At 69.4% G+C, this 24,046-nt stretch carries 17 protein-coding genes; 12 read left to right on the top strand and 5 right to left on the bottom strand.

All coding sequences use genetic code 11. The annotated features are described in order from the left end of the window. The first annotated feature begins 143 nt into the window (after positions 1-143). Together HKD39_RS09130 and fgd are read left to right on the top strand one after the other, a co-directional pair. Positions 144-2,480 (top strand): beta-galactosidase, encoded by a 2,337-nt coding sequence (locus tag HKD39_RS09130; RefSeq protein ID WP_171199562.1) that lies wholly within the window; start codon positions 144-146, stop codon positions 2,478-2,480. 169 nt (positions 2,481-2,649) lie between these two features. Next, positions 2,650-3,672 (top strand): glucose-6-phosphate dehydrogenase (coenzyme-F420), encoded by a 1,023-nt coding sequence (gene fgd, locus HKD39_RS09135; RefSeq protein ID WP_171199563.1) that lies wholly within the window; start codon positions 2,650-2,652, stop codon positions 3,670-3,672. A gap of 49 nt (positions 3,673-3,721) precedes the next feature. Here the strand turns inward: fgd and HKD39_RS09140 are convergent, their stop codons facing one another. Continuing rightward, positions 3,722-5,116: a cation:proton antiporter domain-containing protein gene (locus tag HKD39_RS09140; protein WP_171199564.1), complete on the bottom strand. Its 1,395-nt coding sequence runs from the start codon at positions 5,114-5,116 to the stop codon at positions 3,722-3,724. 393 nt (positions 5,117-5,509) lie between these two features. On the opposite strand from HKD39_RS09140, the gene HKD39_RS09145 reads away from it, so the two are divergent. The 3 genes from HKD39_RS09145 to HKD39_RS09155 all read left to right on the top strand — a co-directional run bounded on the left by HKD39_RS09145 (position 5,510) and on the right by HKD39_RS09155 (position 9,832). Further along, a complete protein-coding gene (locus HKD39_RS09145; protein WP_171199713.1) occupies positions 5,510-7,882 on the top strand; it encodes a GH92 family glycosyl hydrolase in 2,373 nt (790 codons plus the stop codon). Positions 7,883-8,109: 227 nt separating this feature from the next. After that, the gene (locus HKD39_RS09150; protein WP_171199565.1) at positions 8,110-8,499 is read left to right on the top strand and encodes a YciI family protein; all 390 of its coding nucleotides are present in this window, start codon (positions 8,110-8,112) and stop codon (positions 8,497-8,499) included. After that, on the top strand, positions 8,486-9,832 hold the full coding sequence (locus HKD39_RS09155; RefSeq protein ID WP_212754326.1) for an RNA polymerase sigma factor: 1,347 nt from the start codon (positions 8,486-8,488) through the stop codon (positions 9,830-9,832). Before HKD39_RS09150 ends, HKD39_RS09155 begins: the two co-directional genes overlap by 14 nt. A gap of 60 nt (positions 9,833-9,892) precedes the next feature. On the opposite strand, the gene HKD39_RS09160 is transcribed toward HKD39_RS09155, so the two are convergent. Further along, positions 9,893-10,819 carry a DsbA family protein gene (locus tag HKD39_RS09160; protein ID WP_171199566.1) on the bottom strand — a complete coding sequence of 309 codons (927 nt, stop codon included), beginning with the start codon at positions 10,817-10,819 and terminating at the stop codon, positions 9,893-9,895. Between the two features lie 311 nt (positions 10,820-11,130). Here HKD39_RS09160 and rplM point away from each other — a divergent pair, with 311 nt between their 5' ends. The 3 genes from rplM to glmM are packed head-to-tail and all read left to right on the top strand — an operon-like array spanning position 11,131 to position 13,669. Continuing rightward, positions 11,131-11,574 carry a 50S ribosomal protein L13 gene (gene rplM / locus HKD39_RS09165; protein ID WP_171199567.1) on the top strand — a complete coding sequence of 148 codons (444 nt, stop codon included), beginning with the start codon at positions 11,131-11,133 and terminating at the stop codon, positions 11,572-11,574. Positions 11,575-11,624: 50 nt separating this feature from the next. Beyond that, a complete protein-coding gene (gene rpsI, locus HKD39_RS18775; protein ID WP_425488437.1) occupies positions 11,625-12,206 on the top strand; it encodes a 30S ribosomal protein S9 in 582 nt (193 codons plus the stop codon). 23 nt (positions 12,207-12,229) lie between these two features. After that, complete coding sequence (glmM, locus tag HKD39_RS09175; protein ID WP_171199568.1) at positions 12,230-13,669, top strand: phosphoglucosamine mutase; 1,440 nt, start codon at positions 12,230-12,232, stop codon at positions 13,667-13,669. A gap of 6 nt (positions 13,670-13,675) precedes the next feature. Here the strand turns inward: glmM and HKD39_RS09180 are convergent, their stop codons facing one another. Both HKD39_RS09180 and HKD39_RS09185 read right to left on the bottom strand, forming a co-directional pair. Further along, the gene (locus HKD39_RS09180) at positions 13,676-16,417 is read right to left on the bottom strand and encodes a family 20 glycosylhydrolase (RefSeq protein ID WP_171199569.1); all 2,742 of its coding nucleotides are present in this window, start codon (positions 16,415-16,417) and stop codon (positions 13,676-13,678) included. Between the two features lie 461 nt (positions 16,418-16,878). Beyond that, complete coding sequence (locus HKD39_RS09185) at positions 16,879-17,784, bottom strand: poly(ethylene terephthalate) hydrolase family protein (RefSeq protein ID WP_171199570.1); 906 nt, start codon at positions 17,782-17,784, stop codon at positions 16,879-16,881. An 81-nt stretch (positions 17,785-17,865) separates the two neighbouring features. On the opposite strand from HKD39_RS09185, the gene HKD39_RS09190 reads away from it, so the two are divergent. Then, a complete protein-coding gene (locus HKD39_RS09190; protein ID WP_171199571.1) occupies positions 17,866-19,722 on the top strand; it encodes an AAA family ATPase in 1,857 nt (618 codons plus the stop codon). A gap of 193 nt (positions 19,723-19,915) precedes the next feature. Here the strand turns inward: HKD39_RS09190 and HKD39_RS09195 are convergent, their stop codons facing one another. Continuing rightward, on the bottom strand, positions 19,916-20,449 hold the full coding sequence (locus tag HKD39_RS09195) for a hypothetical protein (protein WP_171199572.1): 534 nt from the start codon (positions 20,447-20,449) through the stop codon (positions 19,916-19,918). Between the two features lie 22 nt (positions 20,450-20,471). Here HKD39_RS09195 and HKD39_RS09200 point away from each other — a divergent pair, with 22 nt between their 5' ends. The 3 genes from HKD39_RS09200 (at position 20,472) to HKD39_RS09210 (ending at position 23,963) form a co-directional block, all read left to right on the top strand. Then, positions 20,472-20,999, top strand: a complete 528-nt coding sequence (locus HKD39_RS09200; protein WP_171199573.1) for a hypothetical protein — start codon at positions 20,472-20,474, stop codon at positions 20,997-20,999. A gap of 225 nt (positions 21,000-21,224) precedes the next feature. Continuing rightward, positions 21,225-23,084, top strand: coding sequence for a glutamine--fructose-6-phosphate transaminase (isomerizing) (gene glmS, locus HKD39_RS09205; RefSeq protein WP_171199574.1), 1,860 nt, complete (start codon positions 21,225-21,227; stop codon positions 23,082-23,084). Positions 23,085-23,303: 219 nt separating this feature from the next. Next, positions 23,304-23,963 (top strand): hypothetical protein, encoded by a 660-nt coding sequence (locus tag HKD39_RS09210; protein ID WP_171199575.1) that lies wholly within the window; start codon positions 23,304-23,306, stop codon positions 23,961-23,963. Positions 23,964-24,046: the final 83 nt, after the last annotated feature.

The following is a 24,046-nucleotide window of genomic DNA, read 5'->3' on the forward strand; positions in this document are numbered from 1 at the left end:
GCACTGACCCAGCACCATGACCACCGGCCGCACCGGAACGACCAACTGCACCGGCCGGGATCATCAACTGGGCGCATCGAGTGGGTATCGACGTTGTTCGCAGGCGCCGACGACGAGGTCGGCGCAGAGAGTGGGTGTGCCAGATGGATCGCCGCAGTTTTCTGAAGGTCGCAACGCTCAGCCCGGCGGCCGCGCTCGCCCTGAACACCGCGGTCGGCGCGCCGGCCCTTGCGGCCGGCGCGACACACACCTTCGGGTTCGCCGCGGACGGCAGTGCCTTCCTGTTGGACGGCAAACCGTTCCAGATTCGCAGCGGCGAGATCCACTCCGCTCGCGTCCCGGTGGAGCACTGGCGGCACCGTATCCAGATGGCGAAGGCGCTGGGGCTGAACACCATCGGGCTGTACGACTTCTGGAACTACCACGAGGTAGCGCCCGGCACGTTCGACTTCAGCACCGAACGCCGCAACATCGCGGAGTTCATCAGGATCGCCCAGGACGAGGGCATGTGGGTGCTGCTGCGCCCCGGTCCCTATGTCTGCGCCGAGTGGGACCTCGGCGGCATCCCGGCGCGGGTGCTGGCTGACGTGAACGCCAAGATCAGGGTGCGCACCGCCGAGTACCCGCGTCACATGACGGCATTCCGGCGCTACGCCACCGCGCTGGCCGAGCAGGTGCGACCGCTGTTGATCACCAACGGCGGCCCGATCCTGATGTGCCAGGTGGAGAACGAGTACGGCTCGTTCGCCGGGGATCAGCGCTATCTGCAGGAGATTCAGCGGGTATGGGCCGGCAACGGCATCAACGTCCCGTTCTACACCGAAGACGGACTTGGTCAGCTGCAGGCCAACCGCACCAACATTCCGGGCGGGGCGATCGCGCTGTCCGGCGGGGACGCCAACACCATCGCGAACTGCCGCCGCCAGTTCCCGGACGTGCCCGCCATGTCGGGCGAGCTGTACTCCGGCTGGCTGACCCATTGGGGCCACCGCACTTTCGCCTCGGGCACGGTCACCAGCCAGCTCACCGGACTGATGGCGCGGGGTCTGTCGTTCAACCTCTACATGTTCCACGGCGGCACCAGCTTCGGCTACTGGTCCGGCGCCAACGCCGCCAACGACGGATCCGGCTATCAGCCGGACATCACCAGCTACGACTACGGATCGCCGGTCAGCGAGCAGGGTGTTGCCACCGAGCTCTATCCGACGTACCGCCAGATCATCGCGTCAGCGCTGGGCACCACGCTGCCGGCCGTGCCGGCCGCCCCGCCGGTGATCACCCCGGAGCCCGTGACCCCCAACAGGTACGCGTCACTGTGGGACAACCTGCCGCGACCGGTGCGCACCGGCGCGGCCCGGCCGCAGCCGATGGAGATGCACGGCCAGGACTTCGGTCTGGTGCTGTACCGCAGCACGCTGCCCGGTTCAGCGGCGGGGGAGCTGACCGTCGACGCGGTGCACGATTACGCCACCGTCTTTGTCGACGCCAGCTACCAGGGCGGTTACACCCGGGTCCCGCTCGGAGCCGCCGTCGCGCAGCCGCTGCGGCTGGTCAACGGCAACGGGCCGCTGCCGTTGACGACGCACGCGGCCGGTGCTCGGCTCGACGTGCTGGTTGAAGGCATGGGCCGGGTCAACTACGGGCACGCCATCGACCGCAAGGGCATCACCTCGTCGGTGCGGTTCGCTCCCGACGGGGAGGCGGCCGCCGAACTCTCCGAGTGGAGCACCTATCCGCTGCCACTGGACGAACGCTGGTGGAAAGCCCTGCAGCCCAAGGTGAGTGACGCCGCGCGTCCTGGGCAGGTGTTCCGGGCCGAGCTGACGCTGGACGAGCTGGGCGACACCTACCTTGACATGTCCGGTTGGACAAAGGGTTTGGTGTTCGTCAATGGCCACAACCTCGGTCGGTACTGGAAGATCGGCCCGCAGCTGGCGTTGTTCTGCCCCGTTGGCTTCTTGGTCAAGGGCCGCAACGTGATCGACGTGGTCGACCTGCACCAGACGGAGGCCGCCGCCATCGGGTTCGTCGCGGCCTTGGGCGACGTGCAGCCCCCGAGTCAGGGCGGCACCACCTACGCCGTCAAGCACGTGGCCAGCGGGAAGGTGCTGGGTATCGCCGGTGACAGCGCCACCGCCGGGGCCTACGCGGAACTGGCGACTGAATCCGGGGCAGCCGCTCAACAGTGGGACGCCGTCCCCAACGGCACCGGCTACGTCTCGTTGATCAATCGGCATTCCGGGCTGGCCCTCGACAACTTCAACCACTCGATGCAGCCGGGCAATCGCCTCGGGCAGTGGGACGACACCGGTGGCGCCAACCAACAATGGGAGCTCACCCGCGGCGGCGACTTCACCTACACCATCCGGAACAGGGAGAGCGGACTGTACGTCGCCGCCCTCGGTACCGCGGACGGCTCGCCGGTGACCCAGGAGCAGCTGTCCGGGACCAGCACCCAGTGGCGGCTCGACGAGGTGTGACTCGCGGAGCGACCTGCAGGCGTCATGCGTGGCAGGTACCACGGGTGCGCGGCAGCGGCCCTGATCCGCTGCGCCGGGTCGCGGCCGGCAGGGAATACGGTTGACGGCGAACGCGTCGCTACTGCGGTAGGCAGTACCGCGACGATGAACCGCGAGAAATGAGGCGACCGTGCCCGAGCAAAACCGCAGGCATCCACTCCGGCTGGGATACAAGGCATCCGCCGAACAGTTCGGCCCCAACGAGCTGACGGACTTTGCCATCGCTGCCGAGGGCAACGGCTTCGACTCGGTGTTCGTCAGCGATCACTTCCAGCCCTGGCGGCACGACGGCGGGCACGCCCCGTCGGCACTGCCGTGGCTCGGCGCGGTCGGCGCACGCACCAGCAAGGTGCTGCTCGGCACCAGTGTGCTGACGCCGACCTTCCGGTACCAGCCCGCGGTGGTGGCCCAGGCCTTCGCCACCCTCGGGGTGATGTATCCCGGCCGCATGATTCTTGGCGTCGGCTCCGGCGAATCGATGAACGAGGTGCCGCTCGGGTTGCACTGGCCGGACGGCAAGGAGCGATTCGCCCGGCTGAAGGAGGCCATCACCGTCATCCGAAAGCTGTGGAGCGAAGACCGGGTCAGCTACGAAGGCACCTACTACTCCACCGACAAGGCGACCATCTACGACAAGCCCGAGCAGCCTGTGCCGCTGTACGTCGGCGCGTCCGGTCCGGCGGCGACCCGGCTGGCGGGTCGGGTCGCCGACGGGTTCATCACCACCTCGGGCAAGGCGCCGGAACTGTATGCGGACACGCTGATCCCGGCGCTCGCCGAGGGTGCGGAGAAGGCCGGCCGATCGCTCAGCGACCTCGACCTGATGATCGAGATGAAGGTTTCCTTCGACCACGACCCGGAAAAGGCGTTGCAGGACACCAAACATTGGGCGGCGCTGGCGCTGTCGCCCGACGAGAAGACCCACGTCGACGATCCGATCGAGATGCAGCGGCTGGCTGACGCGCTACCGGCCGAACGCACCGCGTCCCGCTGGATCGTTTCCGCCGACCCGGACGAGCACGTCCGCCGGATCCAGACCTATCGCGATCTCGGCTTCAACCACCTGGTGTTCCATTTTCCCGGCACCGATCAACAACGCGCCATCGAGCTCTACGGGGCCGCGGTGCTGCCCAAGCTGCGGGCCACCGCCTGACGCGCGGGTGCGGTTGCGCCCGGCCGGTTCGGCGCCGGGCGGCGAGGCGTCAGGCCAGCCGACCGCCCCGGCAGGCGTGGCCGCCGCGGTCGCGCAGCCGCTCCAACCGGTCCATCACCGGCGTCGCCAACACCCCGTGCAGCACCACCGACACGATGATGGTGAAGGTGACCGTCGACCAGAGCCAGTTCGGGTCGGTGAACTCGTGTTCCTCCAGGGCCCAGGCCAGGTAGAAGATGGAGCCGATCCCGCGCACCCCGAAAAACGCGACGGCGGCCCGCTCCTGCCGGATCACCTTGCGGCGCAACTGATCCGGTAGTCGGTCCCGGTCCGCCCTGGGTGGCCGACCGACGGCAAGTGCCAGCAGGCCGGCCGCCGGCCGGATCACCAGCACCAAGGCGAGCGCCACCACAACGCCCCGCCAGTCCAGTGCCGCCAACAGCCCACGCGCGGTCGCGAACCCGATGATCAGCAGCATGGCCAGCGTCAGCAAACGCTCCAGCCGCTCGATGACGCCGTGCATCTGGGCCTGGTACTGGTCGCCGCGCTCCAGCGAGCGCATGGTGACCGCAGCGCAGAACACGGCGAGAAAGCCGTAGCCGCCGATGATCTCGGCCGCACCGTAGCTCAGCGCCAGCGCGGCGATGGCCAGCAGCGGATCGCCGTACTCGGCCACCCGCAGCGGGCGCGGTCTGGCCCGGAAGGCCACCCGGCCGAGCAACGCTCCGACCGCGACGCCCACCAGCAGACCGAGCGCGACCTTGCCGATCAGCTCCCAGCCCAGCCAGCGGAAGATCCACCCGCCGGCCGAGCCCGCCACCGCGAGCATCACCGCGGCATGCACGAACGGGAAGGCCAGGCTGTCGTTCAACCCGGCCTCTGAGGTGAGGGCGAAGCGCACCTCGTCCTTCTCGTCGATATCGTCGCCGTCGTCCTGGCCGGCCGGATCACCCTGTGCGGTGGGCGTTTCGGTACCGTCGCCGGTGGTGCTCGGTCCCTCCACCTGCACGTCGGAGGCCAGCACCGGGTCGGTGGGCGACAACGCGGCGCCCAGCAGCAGCGCGGCCGCCGGTGTCAGCCCGAGCAGACCCCACCCGAGCCCGAACACCGCCGCGATGCACAGCGGCATGGCGATCAGCAGCAGCTTCCAGGTCGCCGTCCAGCGCCGCCAGCTGCCGCGATCCCGCCAGGAAAATGGGCGATCCAGGGCCAGGCCCACCCCCATCAGCGACACCAACACCGTGACCTCGGCGACGTGCTCGATCAGTGCGGTTTCGGTGCGCGGGTCGATCCACTGCAGCTGGTCCGGCGTCACGAGGCCGATGCCGACGCCCAGCCCCAGCAACACCATCGGCGTCGACAGCGGCAGCCGGGCAATCGCCTGCGGAAGCACCACCGCCGCCAGCAGCGCGACGCCGATCAGCAGGTAAACCAGGGCCGTCATGAGCGCAGAGATTAGAGCATCGATGACACTTCACGAACCGCGGTGCCGCCCAGCGTCACTCATCCCAAATGCCCGAAATAACCCGGCGCGCAGGGGGTTTCGCAGATGCGGCGTGGACGGCGGCGGCTCTGCAGCCGGCCCGTTGGCCGGTGAGTCACAAGAACGCAGGCTGACCGCGGGCCGAACAGTTGGGGCCGGGCGTTGCGGTACCGGCGGGTAGCGCCCACACTCACCGTGCCAACGTTGTCAGGCACGCTCACCCGCACCGCCCCCAGCGGATACCAGCAAGGAGCCCTTAACGTGCTGTCTGCGTCACGGACTGCCAAGTCCCACACCAGGTCTCGTCCGGCGCGTCGCGTCGCTGTGCTCGCCGCGGTCGCGCTGCTGGCGCCGATGCTGCCGGTGCCGGCGCAGGCCGCCGCGGTGGCGCGCCCGGTGGCGGATCCGCTGCCCTACGTCGATCCGATGATCGGGACCACCAACCTCGGCAACACCTATCCGGGTGCGACCACGCCGTTCGGCATGATCTCGTGGAGCCCCACCGGCAGCAACGGCGATCAGACGTCGACCCCGGCCGCCAACGGGTACGACTACAACACTCCCCGGCTGCGCGGCTTCTCGCTCACCCACGTCAACGGCGCCGGCTGCTCGGTCGGTGCGCAGGGTGATCTGCCGATCATGCCGATCAGCAGGGACGTCACCAGCTCGCCGTCGGCGGACGTCAAGGACGCGGTCTACGCCGCCGGCTTCGACCATGCCGACGAGAGCGCGACGCCAGGTCGGTACCGCGTCGACCTGGACAACGGAGTGCGCACCGACGCGGCCGCGGCCCGGCGGTCGGCGGTGGTGACTTTCCAGTTCCCGCAAGGCAAACCGGCCAACCTGCTGTTCCGGACGTCGAACTCGTTCAACGGCAGCGAAGACGCCGACATCAGCATCGACGCGGCCACCGGCACCGTCAGCGGGTCGGTGCTCACCGGTGCGTTCTGCGGGCGCCGGGCCAACGGCGGCACCAACAACCGGGTCAGCTACTACCGGTTGTACTTCACCGCAAGGCTGGACAAGCCGATCACCGAAACCGGGACCTGGAAGGACGGCACGCTGACTCCCGGCGGAACAAGGGCCAGCGGAGGCGAGGGTTACGCCACCGGCGCCGACCGGGCCGGTCGCGGGTCCGGCGGCTGGGTCGGGTTCGACACCGGTTCGGCCGCGGCCGCCGACCGCACCGTCACCATGCGGATCGGGCTGTCGTACACCTCGGCGGCGGCCGCCGAGCAGAACCTCACCGCCGAGATTCCCCGGTCGCGGTCGCTGGCATCGGTGGCCGCCACCGCCGCCACGAGCTGGCGGCGGCAGTTGTCGACGGTGCGGATCAGCGGCGGCAGCCAGGCGCAACGGACCACCTTCTACACCGCGCTGTACCACGTGTTCCAGCAACCGAACCTGATGAGTGACGCCAGCGGCAGCTACCTCGGCGCCGACAAGAAGGTGCATCAGGTCGGCAGGTATCAGCGCGAGCAGTACTCTAACTTCTCCGGGTGGGACCAGTACCGGGCGCAGACGCAGCTGCTGGCGCTGCTGAATCCTTCGGTGGCAAGCGATTTCGCCCAATCGCTGAGCAATCTCGCCGCCCAGTCCGGCGGAATCTGGGACCGCTGGGTGCTGGCCAACGCGGCCACCCATGTGATGACCGGCGATCCGTCCGCGCCGACCCTTGCCGGCATGTACGCCTTCGGCGCGCGCGGGTTCGACGTCACAGCTGCCTTCGACTCGCTGGTACGGCAGGCGACGGTGCCCAACGCGCAGAACCGCGACACCGCGGGCTGCCCGGGGCAGTGCGTCGCCCAGCGCGGCGCGCTGGAGGACTACCTGCGGCTGCTGTACGCCCCCAACGACGCCTGCGCCTGCTGGGGCGGCGCCGCCGAGACGCTGGAGAACTCGGTCGCCGACTATGCCCTCGCCGACTGGGCACAACGCTTGGGCCGCAACGACGTTGCCGCGCGCCTGCTGCCGCGGGCCAGCTGGTGGAAGAACACCTTCAACCCGAAAGCCACTCCAGCCGCCGGCTACCAGCAGGCCCGCAATGCCGACGGCAGCTGGGTGGCACCGTTCGATCCGAACACCCAGACCGGCTTCGCCCAGGGCAGCGCCGCCACCTACACCCTGATGGTGCCGCAGGACGTCTCAGGGCTGTCCACGCTGCTCGGCGGTGACGCCGCCACTGCCGCCCGCCTCGACGATTTCTTCCGCAACCCGGACGGCAGCTGGGCCACCCGCGGCGGCACCAGGTACGACCCCACCAACGAGCCGGGAATCCATACCCCGTGGATGTACAACGCCATCGGTATGCCGTGGAAGACCCAGCAGACGGTGCGCGCCTATGCCAGCGGGGTCTACGGCCCCGGCACCGGCGGCCTGCCCGGCAACGACGACCTCGGCACCATGTCCGCCTGGTATGTCTTCGCGGCCCTCGGCATCTACCCGCAGAACCCGGCAAGGGCCGACCTGTTGCTGGCAGCGCCGCTGTTCCCGAAAGCCGTGATCGCGCGGCCGTCAGGGCAGCGCATCCAGATCGACGCGCCGAACACCTCGGCGGACAACCAGTACATCCAGTCCGCCACCGTGAACGGCGCCGGCACCACAAGGTCGTGGCTGGATGAGTCGATGGTGCAGCGGGGCGGCACCGTCAGCCTCACCCTCGGCCCGACACCCAACACCGGCTGGGGGAGCGCACCGGCCGACCGGCCGGTCGATCACGTGGGCTGAGGCCGGCTCCCGGTCGCCCCCACCTCGCGGTGCACCGGGTTGAGTCCCGCCGGCCGCCAGTGCCGGTGGGTGTCGAAAACGACTTAGCCGGTCGATGTGGAAAACGACTTTGCCGGACAGTGTCGAAATCGGTGACGGCCGCTCCGACGTCTGTTTCGTCAGCACGAATGGCCCACAATGAGGCGCCACCGGCCCAACGCCACGGCGCCACCACCGAAGGAGTCGCCATGAAGTACGTCATCCTGATCCACTCGAACCCGCAGCCATGGGGACACCCGACCGGCGACTTCGTCGCCGAGAACCAGGCGCTGCCGCAAGAGCAGCGCGCCAGCATGAACGCAGCGTTCGACAAGCTGCTCGGCGAGCTGCAGGCCAACGGTGAGCTGGTCGGCGGTGAGGCGCTGGGTGACCCCGCCTCCGCGACCGTTGTGCGGTGGAAGGACGGTGAGGTGCTCGCCACCGAGGGTCCCTACGCCGAAACCCGCGAGCATCTTGCCGGCTTCTTCCTGATCGATGTCGAGTCACCGGAACGTGCCGGCGACATCGTTCGCGGCTTTGCCGGCCCCGGCGAGACCATCGAGTTGCGCCCGGCCATGTGGCCCGGTGGCGAATCCTGAACGCCCAGCGCGGATGTCGGCGGATCAGCGCGCGGTGGCGCAGGCCTGGCGAGAGCATGCCGGCACCGTCGTCGGCGCGTTGATCCGCCGGTTCGGTTACTCGCCGAGTTGCGAGGACGCGGTGTCGGAGGCGTTCGCGGCAGCGTCGGCGCAGTGGCCGTCCGGGGGACACCCGGACGATCCGCGGGCCTGGCTGATCCGGGTGGCGGAGCGCCGGATGATCGATCTGCTGCGCAGTGAGCGGGCCCGCGATCGGCGGCAGGCGACGCATGCCGCCGCCGCTGGGGTGGCGGCGGGAACACCGAACGCCGAGCCGGGCGCTGCCGGCCCGGCAGACCAGCGGCACGGTCTCGCCGGGCTCTCGGCCGACACCGACGACACCCTCGAGTTGCTGCTGCGCTGCTGCGCGGACGAGCTGTCCCGCACCTCGCAGGTGGCCCTGACCCTGCGGGTGGTGGCCGGGCTGTCCACTGAGCAGATCGCGGCGGCGTTCGCGGTGCCGGAATCCACTATGGCGCAACGGATCAGCCGCGCGAAGACGCAGCTGCGCCACACCCGGGACGGGGCGGCGCCGTTCGCGCTGCCGGAGCCGACCCAGCTGGCCGGGCGGCTGGACTCCGTCCGCGACGTGCTGCACGTGATCTACCAGGCCGGCTATCTGACCGACGGTGCCCGGCATCGGCAGCCGCCGCAGGCCCAGCACGTCGACCTGGCCGGCCAGGCCATCGATTTGGCTCGGCAACTGCACCTGCTCACCAGGCGGATGCCGACCGAAGCCGCAGAATCCGCCGGACTGCTTGCCCTGTTACTGCTGACCGAGGCGCGGCGTGCGGCCCGCCTCGACCCCGGTGGCGACCTGATCGATCTTGAGCACCAAGACCGCAGCCGCTGGAACACCGAACAGATCACCGAGGGAAACCGGCTGCTGCAGGCCGGTCTGCGCAGCGGCCCGGTCGGCCGGTTCCAGCTGCAGGCGGCGATCGCCGCCTGCCACGACCAAGCGCCGACCGCTGACGCCACCGACTGGGCGCAGATCCTCACGCTGTACCGCATGCTGTACCGGCTGGCGCCGCACGGCGTCGTCGCGCTGAACCTCGCAGTCGCGGTGGCCATGACGTCGGGTCCAGAGCCGGCGCTGCGATTGGTCGATGCGCTGGAATCCGATGGGGCACTGCGACATTCGCACCGGATAGCCGCCGTCCGCGGGCATCTGCTCGAACGCGCCGGACGGCCGGTCGAGGCCAAGAAGGCTTTCCTGGCGGCGGCCGCGGCCACCCGCAGCGTTGTCGAGCAGCGCTACCTCAATGCCAAGGCGGCAGCCCAGATCGGGTAGCGCTGTTACCCGCGGACGCCTATGTCGGGCCGCCACGTCGGGCGCGCTACGTCGGGCGCGCTACTTCAGGACGCTGGCGAGCCACTCATCGTCGTCGATGTTCAGCTTGGTGCCGGTGGCGTCCAACACCGTCGGAGTGCCGGTGGCGCGCTCGGTTGCCTTGCCGGCGGCCGCCGTCGCCGCGGCGGTCAGCTTCGCGGACGGCTTCGCCACCGCCTTCGCGTCGGAGGCCGGCAGTCCGGCTTCGACGGCGAGGGCGGCCAGCTCGTCGCTGCTGAGGTCGGTGCCGCCACCCTCGCTCGGCATCACGTCAGGGCTGAACAGTGCAGCCTCGAAGTTCTGCACGACGCCGGGTCTGTCGCCCGCCGCGGTGGCGACCGCAAGTAGCGCGGTGGCTGCTCTGGTCGAGTAGTCGCCGCTGGACGACTGGGAGTCGAGAAACGTCATCGTCACCAGGTCGACCCGCAACGTGCCGGCATCGATCGCCGCGTCGATGTCGGCGCCCCAACGCTGCTGGAACTCGCCGCAGGGCGGGCACATCGGTTCTTGATAGATCGTGATGCGCCGATCCGGCTTGCCAACGGCGATCGAGATGGTCCCGTTGCTCACGGTGGCCTTCCCGCGATGGGTGGCCGCGCCCTGCGCCGAGCTTGTTCGGGTCGATGACGTCTCCGCCGCCGACGGCGTCCCGGCGGTGGGCGAGGGGGCGGATTCGGCGTCCGACAACGGCGGCGGTGCGATACCGGGCGACGACGGGTCGACCGGCGGGAAGCTGGCACCGGTGCTGTCGGTGCTGTCGGTGCTGCCGGTGCCGGTCGGCTCGGAACCGGTCGAGTAGTCCTTGCCCGAGTTCCCGCCGCCGGTCTCGCCTCGGTCTTCGGTGGGATAATCCGTGGTGGGGTAGGCGGTGACGTCGATCCCGGGTGCGCCGGGTACCGCGGTTCCGGCGACGGTCGAGGCGCAGCCGGCGAGCGTGGCCAGCGTCATGCCGGCGAGCGCGAGCCGCCAGCGCTGGACCCGTCTGGGCGCGGCGCAGCAAGTCATGTGCGCGATTCTCACATGGCGGCGACCGGCCATTTTGACCCGCGCAGGCCCGGAACGGTATCGTTGATCCTCGTGCGCCAGCCGGGGGGCTTCGGCGTGCCGACCCATGGGTCGCTTCGTGAACGCCGCACCGGCAGTGCCGGTGCCCACGCACGGATCCGGCCCGGCTTCCAGCCACCGATAGACCGCACCGTACTGATAGACCGCAGAGCACCGTGCCTTGGCACGGCCCCGTAACGAAGAAGGCAGACCCCGTGCGCACGTACAGCCCCAAACCCGGCGACGTCACCCGCGCCTGGCATGTGATCGACGCCACCGACGTCGTTCTTGGCCGGCTGGCCAGCCAGGCCGCCCAGCTGCTGCGTGGCAAGCACAAGGCGATCTACGCACCGCACGTCGACACCGGCGACTTCGTGGTGATCGTCAATGCCGACAAGGTCGCCATCTCCGGCAACAAGCGCGACGGCAAGGTGCTGTACCGGCACTCCGGTTACCCGGGCGGCCTGCGCGCGCAGACCGTCGGCCAGCTGCTCGACACCAAGCCGGAGAAGCTGGTGGAGAAGGCCATCGTCGGGATGCTGCCGCACAACTCCCTCGGCCGGCAGATGGCCCGCAAGCTGAAGGTGTACGCCGGTGCCGAGCACCCGCACAGCGCCCAGAAGCCGCAGCCGTTCGAGATCACCCAGGTTGCCCAGTGAGCACCCCGAACTCCCCTGAGACCCCCACCACCAGCGAGGCAGAAGTCACCGTGAGCGAGACGCCGCACGAGATCACCGAGGCCCCCTCGGTCGAGGCCGACGAGCAGGCCGCCGTTATCGACGCCGAGGCTGACGCTTCGGCCCGCGAAGAAGAGGCGGCCGAGGGCGTCGTGGTCGAGGTGGCCGTCGACGGGGCCGACGAGGCGCCGTCCATCATCCCGAGCGCGGTTGCCGGCGCCATCGGCGATCGCCCGGTGCAGACCGTCGGCCGCCGCAAGGAGGCCGTCGTCCGGGTGCGTCTGGTGCCCGGATCTGGCAATTTCACCCTGAACGGCCGCACCCTCGACTCCTACTTCCCGAACAAGGTGCATCAGCAGCTGATCAAGGAGCCGCTGGTCACCCTGGAGAAGGAAGAGACCTACGACGTCTTCGCCACCCTCACCGGCGGTGGCGTCACCGGCCAGGCCGGTGCGCTGCGCCTCGGCATCGCCAGGGCGCTGATCGACATCGATGCCGCCGACCGCCCGCCGCTGAAGAAGGCCGGCTTCCTGTCCCGCGACCCCCGCGTCAAGGAACGCAAGAAGTACGGCCTGAAGAAGGCCCGCAAGGCTCCGCAGTACTCCAAGCGCTAATCGCGAGAGCGCCGCAGAACCAGATGGCCCGGCTCTTCGGGACCGATGGGGTGCGTGGTCTGGCCAACGCCGACCTCACCCCAGCGCTCGCATTGCAGTTGGCTACCTCGGCCGCCCGCGTTCTCGCCCACCCCGGCGAGAACGGCAGGGCGGCCGCGGTGTCTTCCGGCGCCGAAACCACCGGCGGGGCCGCCGCCGGTGCCGGCCCGAGCACCAGCTCAGGCGCCCCGGCCCGGACCCGCCCGCTTGCGGTGATCGGCCGCGACCCACGCGCGTCCGGCGAAATGCTGGAGGCCGCGGTTGCCGCCGGGCTGGCATCGGCCGGCGTCGACGTGGCACTGCTCGGTGTGCTGCCCACCCCGGCGGTCGCCTTCCTCACCAACGACATGCGCGCCGACCTCGGCGTGGTGATCTCGGCATCGCACAATGCCATGCCAGACAACGGGATCAAGATTTTCGGCGCCGGCGGCCGCAAGCTGTCCGACGAGGTGGAGGACGCCATCCAGGCCGGGATGCAGTCCACCGAACCGTTGCCGACCGGTGAGGGTGTCGGCCGGATCTTCACCGAGTCCGACGCGGTGCGGCGGTACTCCGACCACCTGTTGGTCTCCACCCCGAACGGGTTGAGCGGCCTGAAGATCGTGGTCGACTGCGCCCATGGGGCTTCGTCGACGGTGGCCCCCGAGGTGTACCGCAGGGCCGGTGCCGATGTGGTGGTGATCGCCGGAGAACCCAACGGGCTCAACATCAATGCCGGCGTCGGCTCCACCCATCTCGAGGGTCTGCAGCAGGCCGTGGTGGACACCGGCGCCGATCTTGGCATTGCCCACGACGGCGACGCCGACCGCTGCCTCGCCGTTGCGGCGGACGGCACTGTGATCGACGGTGACGTGATCCTGGCGCTGCTTGCCATGTCGCTGCACGAGCGCGGTGAGCTGAACTTCGGCACCGTCGTCACCACCGTGATGGCGAACCTCGGCTTTCACCAGGCCATGCGCAAGGCCGGTATCGACGTGGTCACCACCGCCGTCGGCGACCGGTATGTGTTGGCCGCCATGAATTCTCGCGGGTTCTCGCTCGGCGGTGAGCAGTCCGGCCATATCGTGATGGCCGACTTCGCCACCACCGGTGACGGCCTGCTCACCGCGCTGCACCTGATGGCGCGGGTGGCCTCCACCGGCCTGCCGTTGGGCAACCTGGCGCGGATCGTCACCAAGTTCCCGCAGGTGCTGATCAACGTCCGGGTCGCCGACAAACAACAGGCAGCCGACGCGCCTGAGGTGCTGGCCGCCGTCGAGCAGGCCACCGCCGAACTCGGCGACCAGGGCCGGGTGCTGCTGCGCCCCTCCGGCACCGAGCCGATGATCAGGGTGATGGTGGAGGCACCGACCCTCGATGCCGCGCAGGGCATCGCCGACCGGGTCGCCGCCGTGGTCGGCGGTATCGGCGCGGTCAACAGCTGATCGTGACTACCGCGCCGTACCTGCGACGTTGATCTCGGCGGCGCCGCCGAACGCGTTGCCGGCCAACGCGTTCAATCCCACCAGCTTGACGTAGCGCCCGGGTTTGCCGTCGAAGAGCACCTGCTGCGGCGCGAAGTCAGCGGTGAAACTGCCGGACGCCACCGGGTCGCCCCAGTTCTGGCCGTCGGCGCTGACGAACACCTGGTAGTCGCGGAACACCCCGTTGTTGCTTCCGATCTGCCGGCGTAGGTAGCTCAACCCCGTCACGGTGTACTGCTTGCCGAGATCCAGCGTGATGTGGTGCGGATACTGGTCGGTGCCGTTCTGATACTTGGTGTGCCACAGGGTGTTCGGGTTGCCGTCAATGGCGTTGCCGGCGGCGCCGTCTTCGGCGGCGGTCTCCTGGCTGTCCACATCGGCCACCGCGAGGGTGCGCTGATCGATCTGGTTCGGCAGCGGATCCACCCCGCCGGTGACGGTCACCTCGGTGCTGGCGGTGTGCTCACCGTCGGTCGCCGAGAAGGTGGCGGCACCGTTCTGGGCTGCCTTTGGCAGCGGAACGTAACCGGAGAAGGTGCCCTTCGGGTCCGAGCGCACGCTGTACAACTCGGCGCCGTTCATGCTCAGCCGCAGGTAGGCGTTCGCGTTGAAGCCGGACAGCTCCAGCTTGGTCCATTCGCCGGCCGGCACCGGGCCGCCAGCACCGAGGGCCGCCGTTGCTGGGCCGGTCGGGGTGAAAGGCGCGGGCGGCAACGGGTTTGCCGCATCGGCCCGCACCGGGACGGCGAGCTCGGCGGCGCCCGCCGCGAGCCCGGTCAACTGCAGCGTGCACTCCTTTGTCCCGGTGAACGCCACGTCCACCACGGCGGTGTACAGCCCCGAGGCGTGTACAGGGTCGCGCGGCACCGCGGTGGTGAAGCGCACCGGGTAGCTGCTGCGGCCGCAGCGCAGCGTTCCCGTCACCGGCCCGGTCAGCGAGCTGGAAGAACCTGCGGCCGGCGTGACGGTGCTGCCGTCGGCGGAAAGCTCGGTGCCGGGGGCGGCCAGATAGCCGACCGGCCAGCCGGCTTTGGCGCCGGTCTTCACCGCGGCCACCGCCCCCGTCGCGGTGGCCTGCCACTTCACCAGCGGGGTGTCGAACATGTTGTGCCCGGCCACCGTCCAGTGCGCGCCAAGGTTGGCCAGCCGCTTGCGGAAGTCGGCGGCGTCCTTGGCATCCTTTGCGGTCCAACCGGTTTCCAGCACGGCGGCAGCCCTTGGCAGCGTCAGGAACTCAGCCTGGTCCATACCCCGCACGGTCTCCGACCACAGTGCGCCCTCAACCCCGAGCATGCCGGATTCGTCAAGGCCGCCCTGCACCGTTGTGGTGGGGTCCCAGTTGTAATAGGTGTTCACGTCGCAGTCGCCAGAGCACGCCCAGGTGAGGCCGATCGGGGTCTGCGGGTTGTACTTCATGTCGAGGTACGAGCCCTTGGCGTTGGAGACCACCACTTTGCCGCCCTTGGCGACGAAGTCGCGCACCAGATCGCCCTCGCCCACCCAGTACTGCAGAACCGAGCCGTCCCAATAGTTGTCGGGCTTGCCGGTGCCGGCGTCGGCGTACTCGCTCCAGCCCATGGTGCCCTTGCCGGTGGCCTGCTGCACGGCGGGCACCACCTGCCGGATGAAGTCGACATACCTGGTACGCCCCATATCGTGCGACTCGTCGCCACCGATGTGCACGTACGGGCTGTTCGACATCTCGGCCAGCTGCGAGAACACGTGTTTGATGAAGGTGTAGGTGAGCGGCAGCTGCTCGTCCAGCGCCGAGTACCCGACGGTGCCGCTGCCGTTCCATGGCACCACGCCGGTCTCGGGATCCCGCGCCGGCAGCGAGCGGTCGGTGTTCAGCTCCCTGATGGCGTGCAGCGCGGCGTTGGTGTGGCTGGGCACGTCGACCTCAGGCACCACCTGCACATAGCGGGAGGCGGCGTAGGCGACGATGTCGCGGTACTCGTCCTGGGTGTAGTAGCCGGTGCGGCCGATCACGCCGCGATACTCCTGCGTGGACATCGCGGTCTTGCCGGACGTCGAGGTGAGCAGCGAGTAGTCGATCGGGTCGCCGGCTTCCTTACCCTCGTTGGTGATCTGGATGCGCCAGCCCTGGTCGTCGGCCAGGTGCATGTGCAGGGTGTTCATCTTCAGCAGTACCAGCCCGTCGATGTACTGCTTGACCTCGCTGACGGTCTGGAACGAGCGGGCCACGTCCAGCATCACCCCGCGGTAGGCAAACCGTGGGGCATCGGCGATCTCGACGGCGGCGACCTGCAGCGGAGCGGACACCGGGGTGCTCGACTCCACCCAGGCCGGCATCAGCTGCCGCAGCGTCTGCACGCCGTAGAAGGCGCCCTTGGCGGTCTTGGCGGTGATCTGCACACCGGTGCTGCTCACGGCCAGCCGGTAGGCCTCGGCGTCGCCACCCTGTCCGTTGGTCGGGTAGTCGGCGGTGGGATCGACGCTGACCTTGATGGCCCCGGACTCCGGGCCGGAACGCTTGACCGGCACCGCGAACCCGGTGGACGGCCGCAGCAGCCCGGCGAGGTAGGTCGCGGCCGGCAGCGCGTCACCGCTGGCGATCACCCAGGTGCGGGGCGTCACCGCGAACGGTGCCGCGCCGGCATTGCTGTTCAGCTGCAAGGGTTTCGGGATCACCGCTGCGGTCGGGTCGAGGGGAGCGAGTGCGCCGGTGGCGTTGGTTGCGGAAGTCATCGGACTCTCGGTGGGGGCTGCGGCAGTGCGCAGCGGAACGAACAGGGCGGGGATCAACGCCGCTGCCAGCAGGGCGGCGAGCCACGCTGTCAGCAGTGTCGCGGGACGCCGGCGCCTGGTGCGGATCGACGGTCGAACCACACCCGCGTCGACGCGGTGGGCAAGATCTCGGGACGGGTAGCTGCGCATCGAGCGATCTCCTCGGACCTCGCGTGCACTACCGGAGCTCGACCACCGACGGGCCGGGCAACGGCACCGACGCCTCCTTGCGCCGATGTGCACGTTGCAGAACATCTTTGCGCAAGATCAGTCAGCGCGCTACCCGTCGTCCGGGTGACGCGGCAACCCGAGTGAGGCGGAACTCGCCAGGATGGGACGCTCGGCTCGCGCCGGCCCACGCCGGCGCAGTCTCGGCTCCGCGGCGTACCGCGGGCCCGGTCTCAGCCGGACTCGGGCCGGACTCAGGGGGCGGACGCGTCGGCCGGTTCGGCAGCGCCGTCTTCAACAGCTCGGTCTGCAGCGGCTTCAGCGTCGTCCGCGGCTTTGGCGGCCTTGTCGGCTTCGGAGAGGTCGACGATGCTGGTGCCCGGCACCTTGGACTCCAGCTCGTCGGCGAGCTGATCATGCCCGGCGACGTACCGCAGCAGGAAGGCGGTGGCCAGCGTGCGGGTGGCGGTCTGCAGTCGTTTGTCCTTGCCGTCGCCGACCAGGGCGGTGGTCCAGTGCGACCCTTCTGACAGGCCGAAGTGCTTGGCGCCCTTGACTTCTCGGAGTTGTACCGGGCCGGCCCACGAGCGGGCGAGGCGCTCGCCGGCCTGGTCGCTCATGGCGTCGTACTTGCCGACCAGAATCAGGCCGGGCGCGAGCACGTTGCCGGCCGCGCGCAGCGCCACCTTCGACGCCGACGGGGTCACCGCGACGACGGCCTTGATACCGGCGTCGTTGGCCGCCGCTAACACCGCGGCGCCGCCGCCGACCGAGTGCCCGAGCACCCCGAACTTCTTGTCACTGACGGTGAGCACGCCACCGGCGAGTGAGCTGTTCGCCACCGCGCGCAGCGATCGGGACAGGTCGGCACCCAGCCCGGCGGCCGACGGGATCGGGCCGCGTTCGGTGGCCGGCGCCACCACCACGAACCCCCATGACGCCAGGTACCGCATGGTCTCGGTGTAGCGGCGGATCGGTTGCAGCCAGCCATGCGCGAAGCCGATGACGGGCAGGTCGCGGCCCGACACCGGCGCGTACACCTGGCCGGGCACCCCCGCTGGGTCGAGGACGCCCGAGGCGATCCGGTGCGGTCCGCGGTGCGAGACGTACTCGAACGTCGGGTGGTGCAACGCCGACGGAGTGGTCGGAGCGGCGGCCATGATCCTCCTTAGCGAGCGCGGCCGCGGCCGGGGGAGCGGTAGCTCCGGCCGGGCGGCATCGGGCTGCCTAGAGTATCGCCCATGACGGATTCGCCGGCCGATCGCACACCTGCCAGCCCCGGCTCGAACGCGGCCGCCCCTGACTCGCGCGCTGCAGCCAAGACTGGCGCAGCCAAGACTGACGCAGCCAAGGCCGACCCTTCCAACGCAGAAGAAACGAAGACAGCCGCAGCCAAGGCCGGCGCAGCCAACACCGGCGCGGCTAAGGCCGGGGCGGCAAAGACGGGCGACGATCCGGTTTTTGCCGCGGAGTTGCGCCGGCTGATCCGCGCCAGATTCCCGCTGCTGGGCATCACTACGGCGGAAGAGACCAGGGTGCTGGCCGACATCGCCGAGGTGGTCGGCGATCCGCGTCAGGTCAGCCCGCCGCGTCAGGTGTGGGTCTGGACCACTTCCAGCGGGTTCGGCAAGCTCGGCCAGCCCGGCAATCCGGACACCCGCACCCCGCACGCCGCGCTCACCGCGGCGGCCGGTCTCACCATGCCGAGCGTTGTGGTGATGTTCGATCTGCACCCGTGGCTCGGCTCGGCGAACGTGCCGCCCGATACCCAACTGATCAGGGCGCTGAAGGACACCGTGCGGTTCTTCGCCGACGGTGCGGTGCCGCGCACGCTGATTCTGGTGTCGCCGGTGGCGGCGCTGCCGGCCGATCTCGAGTCGCTGCTGACGGTGGTCGACTACCCGTTGCCGGACGAGCAGTACCTGCGAGAGATGTTGCGCCGCATGGTTTCCAAGAACACCTCCAGCGGCGCCCTCGACGCCGACCTTTCCGACGATGCGGTTGAGGTGCTCGCCAAGGCCGCCCTCGGGCTGACCGCGTTCGAGGCCGAGAATGCCTTCGCCAGGGCCATGGTCGACGACGGCAAGTTGACCACCGACGACGTCAAGGTGGTCTCGGACGAGAAAGCCCAGATCATCCGCAAGTCCGGCGTTCTCGAGATGGTGAACTCCGGCGTCAAGCTGGACGACATCGGCGGTCTTGCCAACCTCAAGACCTGGCTGACCAAGCGCAACGGCTCCTGGCTGGACGAGGCCCGCGCCTACGGTCTGCCGGCACCGAAGGGGGTGCTGATGACGGGCGTCCCCGGCTGCGGAAAGTCGTTGACCGCCAAGGCGATGTCGTCGGCCTGGAACCTGCCGCTGGTGCGCCTGGACATCGGGCGGGTCTTCGGCGGCCTGGTCGGCGCCAGCGAGCAGAACATGCGCACCGCCATCCGCACGGCCGAGGCGATCGCGCCGTGCGTGCTGTGGATCGACGAGATCGAGAAGGGCTTCGCCTCCGGCGCTTCCGGTTCCGGCGACTCCGGCACCTCGGCGCGGGTGTTCGGCACCTTCCTGTCGTGGCTGCAGGAAAAGACCGCTCCGGTGTTCGTGATGGCGACCGCCAACTCCATCGAGCTGTTGCCGCCCGAGTTTCTGCGCAAGGGCCGGTTCGACGAGATCTTCTTCATCGACCTGCCCACCGCGTCCGAGCGCATCGACATCTTCCGGGTGCACCTTGCGGCGCGGCTGAAGGCCGGCCCGGCGCTGGGTGACCTGGAACTGTCCGACGAGCTGCTCGCCTCGCTCGCCGCGGCCACCGAAGGATTCTCCGGCGCCGAGATCGAGCAAGCGGTGATCTCGGCCTGCTTCGACGCGTTCAACGAACGGCGCACGTTGCAGCCGGACGATCTGCTGCGGGAGATCGACAACACCGTTCCGCTGTCGGTGACGCAGGCGGAATCCATTGCGGCACTGCGGGATTGGGCCGATGTGCGGGCCGTCGCGGCGTCCGGTGCGCAGGATCGCGAGGGCTACACGCTGCCCGCCCCTGAGGGGGCGCCCGCGCCGGACGATCCGCAGGCGCACCAGCGCGGCGGGCGGCCGGTGCAGGCCTGACCGCCGCAACCGCTGACCGCAGCCGTGTCCGCCGGCCGGAGCCGTCCGCTGACCCGGGCGTCCACCGCCGAGCACCGGCGGGCAGTGGTAGTACCTCCGGCAGCGGCAGCACCGAGGCCGTCACCCAAGACGGATACCTGGATTGCAGCTGCGGGCGGATGCGCCGAAATTGCACATCGGACCGGTCGATTGCCTACGGTGGCCGCATGACCCGACCTACCCCGGCCCCCCGGAAGTCCAACCGGAAGTCCCTGCGGAAGACGTCCGTCGCCGTGCTCGGTGCCATCGGCCTGCTCACCGCGGCCTGCAGCAGCGACACCTCGGGCGGTGCGACGTCGTCTGCCGACGCCACCACCGGCACGCCCACCACATCGAGCACGATGCCGTCTCCTTCGATGCCATCGCCTTCGATGGAATCGTCACCGGAGCAGTCAACGCAAGCAGCGGGTGCAACGGCGTCCGACGCCGCGGAGTCGATGCCCGGCGCCGCGGCGGAATCGAGCGCCGCCGACGCCACCCCCGGCGCGGAACCGTCGCAGGCATCCGCAGCGGCGTCGGACAGCCCGGCCGGCACCGCCAGCAGTGCGGCGGCCCAGGAGTCGACCGCACCGGCCGCCACATCGTCCAAGCCCGCCAACTCCAAGCCCGCCAGTTCCAAGCCCGCCAACTCAACGGCCGGCGGCGCCAAGGCCGGCGCCAAGCCGACCGCGAAGCCGAAACCGTTCACTGCGGGCAAGCTGCCGGAAGCGGTGGGCCGCTGGCAGCTGCTCAGTGAACAGGATTACCGGGCCGGGCAAGAGGCCGGCAACGGCATGGACCAGGTGCTCACCCAGATCGGTGCGTCGTTCAGCAGCAAGACCCCGATCGCCAAGCAACTGGGCGACTGGTTCGTGAAGACGCAAAAGGCAGCGCTCTCGTCGACCAACGTTGACCTCTCCATCGAGCGCGGTTTGGCGGTGGAGGATCCGGCCGGCTACCGCGACGGGTCGGTCACCCAGCTCATGATGGTCACCTCGGTGAAGGTCGGCGGCGCCGACAAGGCCAAGGTGCTCGAGATCAAGAAGCAGGACTTCGCGAACGAGGCCAAGAAGGACGGTGGCCGGACGAGCACCCAGGGCAAGGTCAGCTGCCAGGTCACCGCTGCCGGCCTTGCCCACGGCTGCCTCATCGCCGACGGCTCCGGCTGGCTGGAGACCGAGTTGATCCCCAACGCCGGCGTCACCAAGAAGGACGCCGACGACATGGTGAAGGCGCTGGCCGCGCTGGCGCCGCGCTGATCGACGCACCCGGCGCGGCCGTGGCGTCGTCACCAGCGCGGTTGTCGATCGCGTCACGGTGCTGAGGCGCTGCGGCACCGTGGTGCGCGTTCGTGCGCGCAGACGCCGCAGAGCTGCACGCGCATGTGCTGCCGACGGCGCCTTCCGCCAACTCTGCGCAGCGCCCCGAACTGGGGTTTCTCGGTTGTCGGGCAGCGCGAATGCGGTGCCCTACCCTCGGATGTCATGTGCGGAATCATTGGGTACGTAGGGCCCCGGGACGCTGCCCCGCTGCTGGTCGACGGGCTCCGGCGAATGGAGTACCGCGGCTACGACTCCGCCGGTATCGCCGTCTTCGACGGGCAGGGCGGGGTGAGCGTCGCCAAGAAGGCCGGCGTGCTCGGCAACCTGGAGAAGGAGATCGGTGACTCCGGCGTCCAGCTCAGCGGCCGGGTGGGCATCGGCCACACTCGCTGGGCCACCCACGGCGGACCCACCGACCGCAACGCGCATCCGCACCTTGATGCCTCCGGCCGGGTCGCGGTGATCCACAACGGCATCATCGAGAACTTCGCGCCGCTGCGCGCCGAGTTGGAGGCCGAGGGCATCGAACTGGTCAGCGAGACCGACACCGAGGTGGTCGCGCACCTGCTCGGCCGGGCGTTTGCCGCCGGCGAGACCGCCGGTGACCTCGCGGCCTCGATGGCAGCGGTGTGCCGCCGGTTGGAGGGCGCGTTCACCTTGGTCGCCGGGCACGCCGACGAGCCGGGCATGCTGGTGGCCGCGCGCCGCAACTCGCCGCTGGTGGTTGGCGTCGGCGACGGCGAGATGTTCGTCGCCAGCGACGTCGCCGCGTTCATCGAGTTCACCAAGGACGCGGTGGAGCTGGGCCAGGACCAGCTGGTGGTGATCACCGAAAACGCTTACGACGTCAGGAGTTTCACGTCAGGAGAGCCGGACTTCCGGCCGTTCACGGTGACCTGGGATCTGGCCGCGGCGGAGAAGGGCGGCCACCCGACCTTTATGGACAAGGAGATCGCCGAGCAGCCGCAGGCGCTCGCCGACACGCTGCGCGGGCACTTCGACGGCACCCGGATCGTGCTGGACGAGCAGCGCCTCGGCGAGGACGACCTGCGCACCGTCGACAAGGTGTTCGTGGTGGCCTGCGGGTCGGCGTTCCATTCCGGGCTGGTCGCCAAGTACGCCATCGAGCACTGGACCAGGCTGCCGGTGGAGATGGAGCTGGCCAGCGAGTTCCGGTACCGCGACCCGGTCCTCGACCGCGACACCCTGGTGGTGGCGATCAGCCAGTCCGGCGAGACCGCCGACACCCTCGAGGCGGTGCGGCACGCCCGGCGGCAGCGCGCACGAGTGCTGGCCGTCTGCAACACCAACGGCTCCCAGATCCCGCGAGAATCCGATGCGGTGCTGTACACCCACGCCGGCCCGGAGATCGGGGTGGCCTCCACCAAGGCGTTCCTTGCGCAGATTGCCGCGAACCTGATGGTCGGGCTCTCGCTGGCCGGTGCGCTCGGCACCAAGTACCCGGACGAGATCGGCCGGGAGTTCGCCGAGCTGGAGAAGATGCCACAGGCGGTGGCCGACACGCTGGCGTTGATGGAGCCGGTGCGGCAACTCGGCCGCGAGCTGGCCGATGCCCGCGCGGTGTTGTTCCTCGGCAGGCACGTCGGTTTTCCGGTGGCGCTCGAGGGCGCGCTGAAGCTGAAAGAGCTGGCGTACATGCACGCGGAGGGTTTTGCCGCCGGCGAGCTCAAGCACGGTCCGATCGCGCTGATCGAGGACGGGCTGCCGGTGGTGGTGGTGATGCCGTCGCCGCGCGCGCAGCCGCTGCTGCATTCCAAGCTGCTGTCCAACATCCGTGAGATTCAGGCCCGCGGCGCCCGCACCATCGTCATCGCTGAAGCCGGCGACGACGCGGTGGCGCCGTTCGCCGACACGCTGATCGAGCTGCCGGTGGTGCCCGCGCTGCTGCAGCCGCTGATCACCACCGTGCCGCTGCAGATCTTGGCGGCCGAGATCGCCCGGAGTCGTGGCTACGATATTGACAAGCCGCGGAACCTCGCCAAGTCCGTCACGGTGGAGTAGCAGTGCCGTGGAGTAGCAGTGCCGTGGAGTAGCGGTGCCGTGGAGTAGGGATGCGGTGGAGTAGCGGTGCCGTGGAGTGACCGAGTTGATCTGACCGATTCTCACTTTCGGTAATCGAGGCATCGGCGCTGAGCCAACTCTCATCCGAATGTGTCGCAGGGGTTCAGCCTTTTGTGTGCACTCGGTACCATCAACGCACGTCCCCGCGAAAGGTTTCCCGTGTCAGCTCCCATGCTCGCAGCGCCATCAGTGCGCCCTTTGCTGAGCCATGCGGAACTTGCTCGCACGGTTGAGACCCTCGTCGCCCAGACCCGGTTCGAGATGTTGAATGCCATGCCGGACGGCGACTATTCAGCGAAGATGCTTCGGTCCAGCTGGGACGCCGACATGGAGATGCTCAATCGCGGGTTGGACGTGCGGGCAATCTTTCCGGCCACCTGTGCTCGGCGTCCCGACATCATGGAGTACTTGGGCCAATTGTCGGCGCGCGGAGTCCGGGTGAGGGTACGGAGTTCGGTAGCTAACCGGATGCTCATTTCTGATCGACGTCAGGCAGTGATCCCTGACTCCACAGCGACCGACGGGCGCACAGTGCTGCTGGTGAAGGGACCTGTGCTCGTTCGGGCGTTGCATGCAGAGTTCAACGAGCTCTGGCGCTCATCGATGCCGGTGGGTTTCTCGGCCGGCGGGCTTGATGTCGAGATGATCAAGAATACCGTTGCAGCACTCGCCGAAGGATCTACCGACGAGGCAGTTGCGCGGAAGTACGGCTGGTCGGTGCGTACCTACCGACGCCGTATCGCGGCCGTACTGGATCTGCTCGGCGTCTCCACCCGGTTCGAGGCCGGCGTCGCGGCCCGCGAGCAGGGCTGGATCTGACGCGCTCGCCGATTTGGCGCCCCGCTGCCGATGCCGGTGACCGGGACGAGCCGGCGCCGCCGCGGCAACCGGGCAACCTCGAC

It is taken from the genome of Nakamurella aerolata, assembly GCF_013002705.1.
Classification (GTDB): domain Bacteria; phylum Actinomycetota; class Actinomycetes; order Mycobacteriales; family Nakamurellaceae; genus Nakamurella; species Nakamurella aerolata.

Bases quoted from the DNA above. Each gene is read 5' to 3' on its own strand.
- HKD39_RS09130 (WP_171199562.1), top strand. From the start codon at position 144: ATGGATCGCCGCAGTTTTCTGAAGGTCGCAACGCTCAGCCCGGCGGCC.
- HKD39_RS09140 (WP_171199564.1), bottom strand. From the start codon at position 5,116: ATGACGGCCCTGGTTTACCTGCTGATCGGCGTCGCGCTGCTGGCGGCG.
- HKD39_RS09145 (WP_171199713.1), top strand. From the start codon at position 5,510: ATGCTGCCGGTGCCGGCGCAGGCCGCCGCGGTGGCGCGCCCGGTGGCG.
- HKD39_RS09150 (WP_171199565.1), top strand. From the start codon at position 8,110: ATGAAGTACGTCATCCTGATCCACTCGAACCCGCAGCCATGGGGACAC.
- HKD39_RS09160 (WP_171199566.1), bottom strand. From the start codon at position 10,819: ATGACGCTGGCCACGCTCGCCGGCTGCGCCTCGACCGTCGCCGGAACC.
- glmM (WP_171199568.1), top strand. From the start codon at position 12,230: ATGGCCCGGCTCTTCGGGACCGATGGGGTGCGTGGTCTGGCCAACGCC.
- HKD39_RS09180 (WP_171199569.1), bottom strand. From the start codon at position 16,417: ATGACTTCCGCAACCAACGCCACCGGCGCACTCGCTCCCCTCGACCCG.
- HKD39_RS09185 (WP_171199570.1), bottom strand. From the start codon at position 17,784: ATGGCCGCCGCTCCGACCACTCCGTCGGCGTTGCACCACCCGACGTTC.
- HKD39_RS09190 (WP_171199571.1), top strand. From the start codon at position 17,866: ATGACGGATTCGCCGGCCGATCGCACACCTGCCAGCCCCGGCTCGAAC.
- glmS (WP_171199574.1), top strand. From the start codon at position 21,225: ATGTGCGGAATCATTGGGTACGTAGGGCCCCGGGACGCTGCCCCGCTG.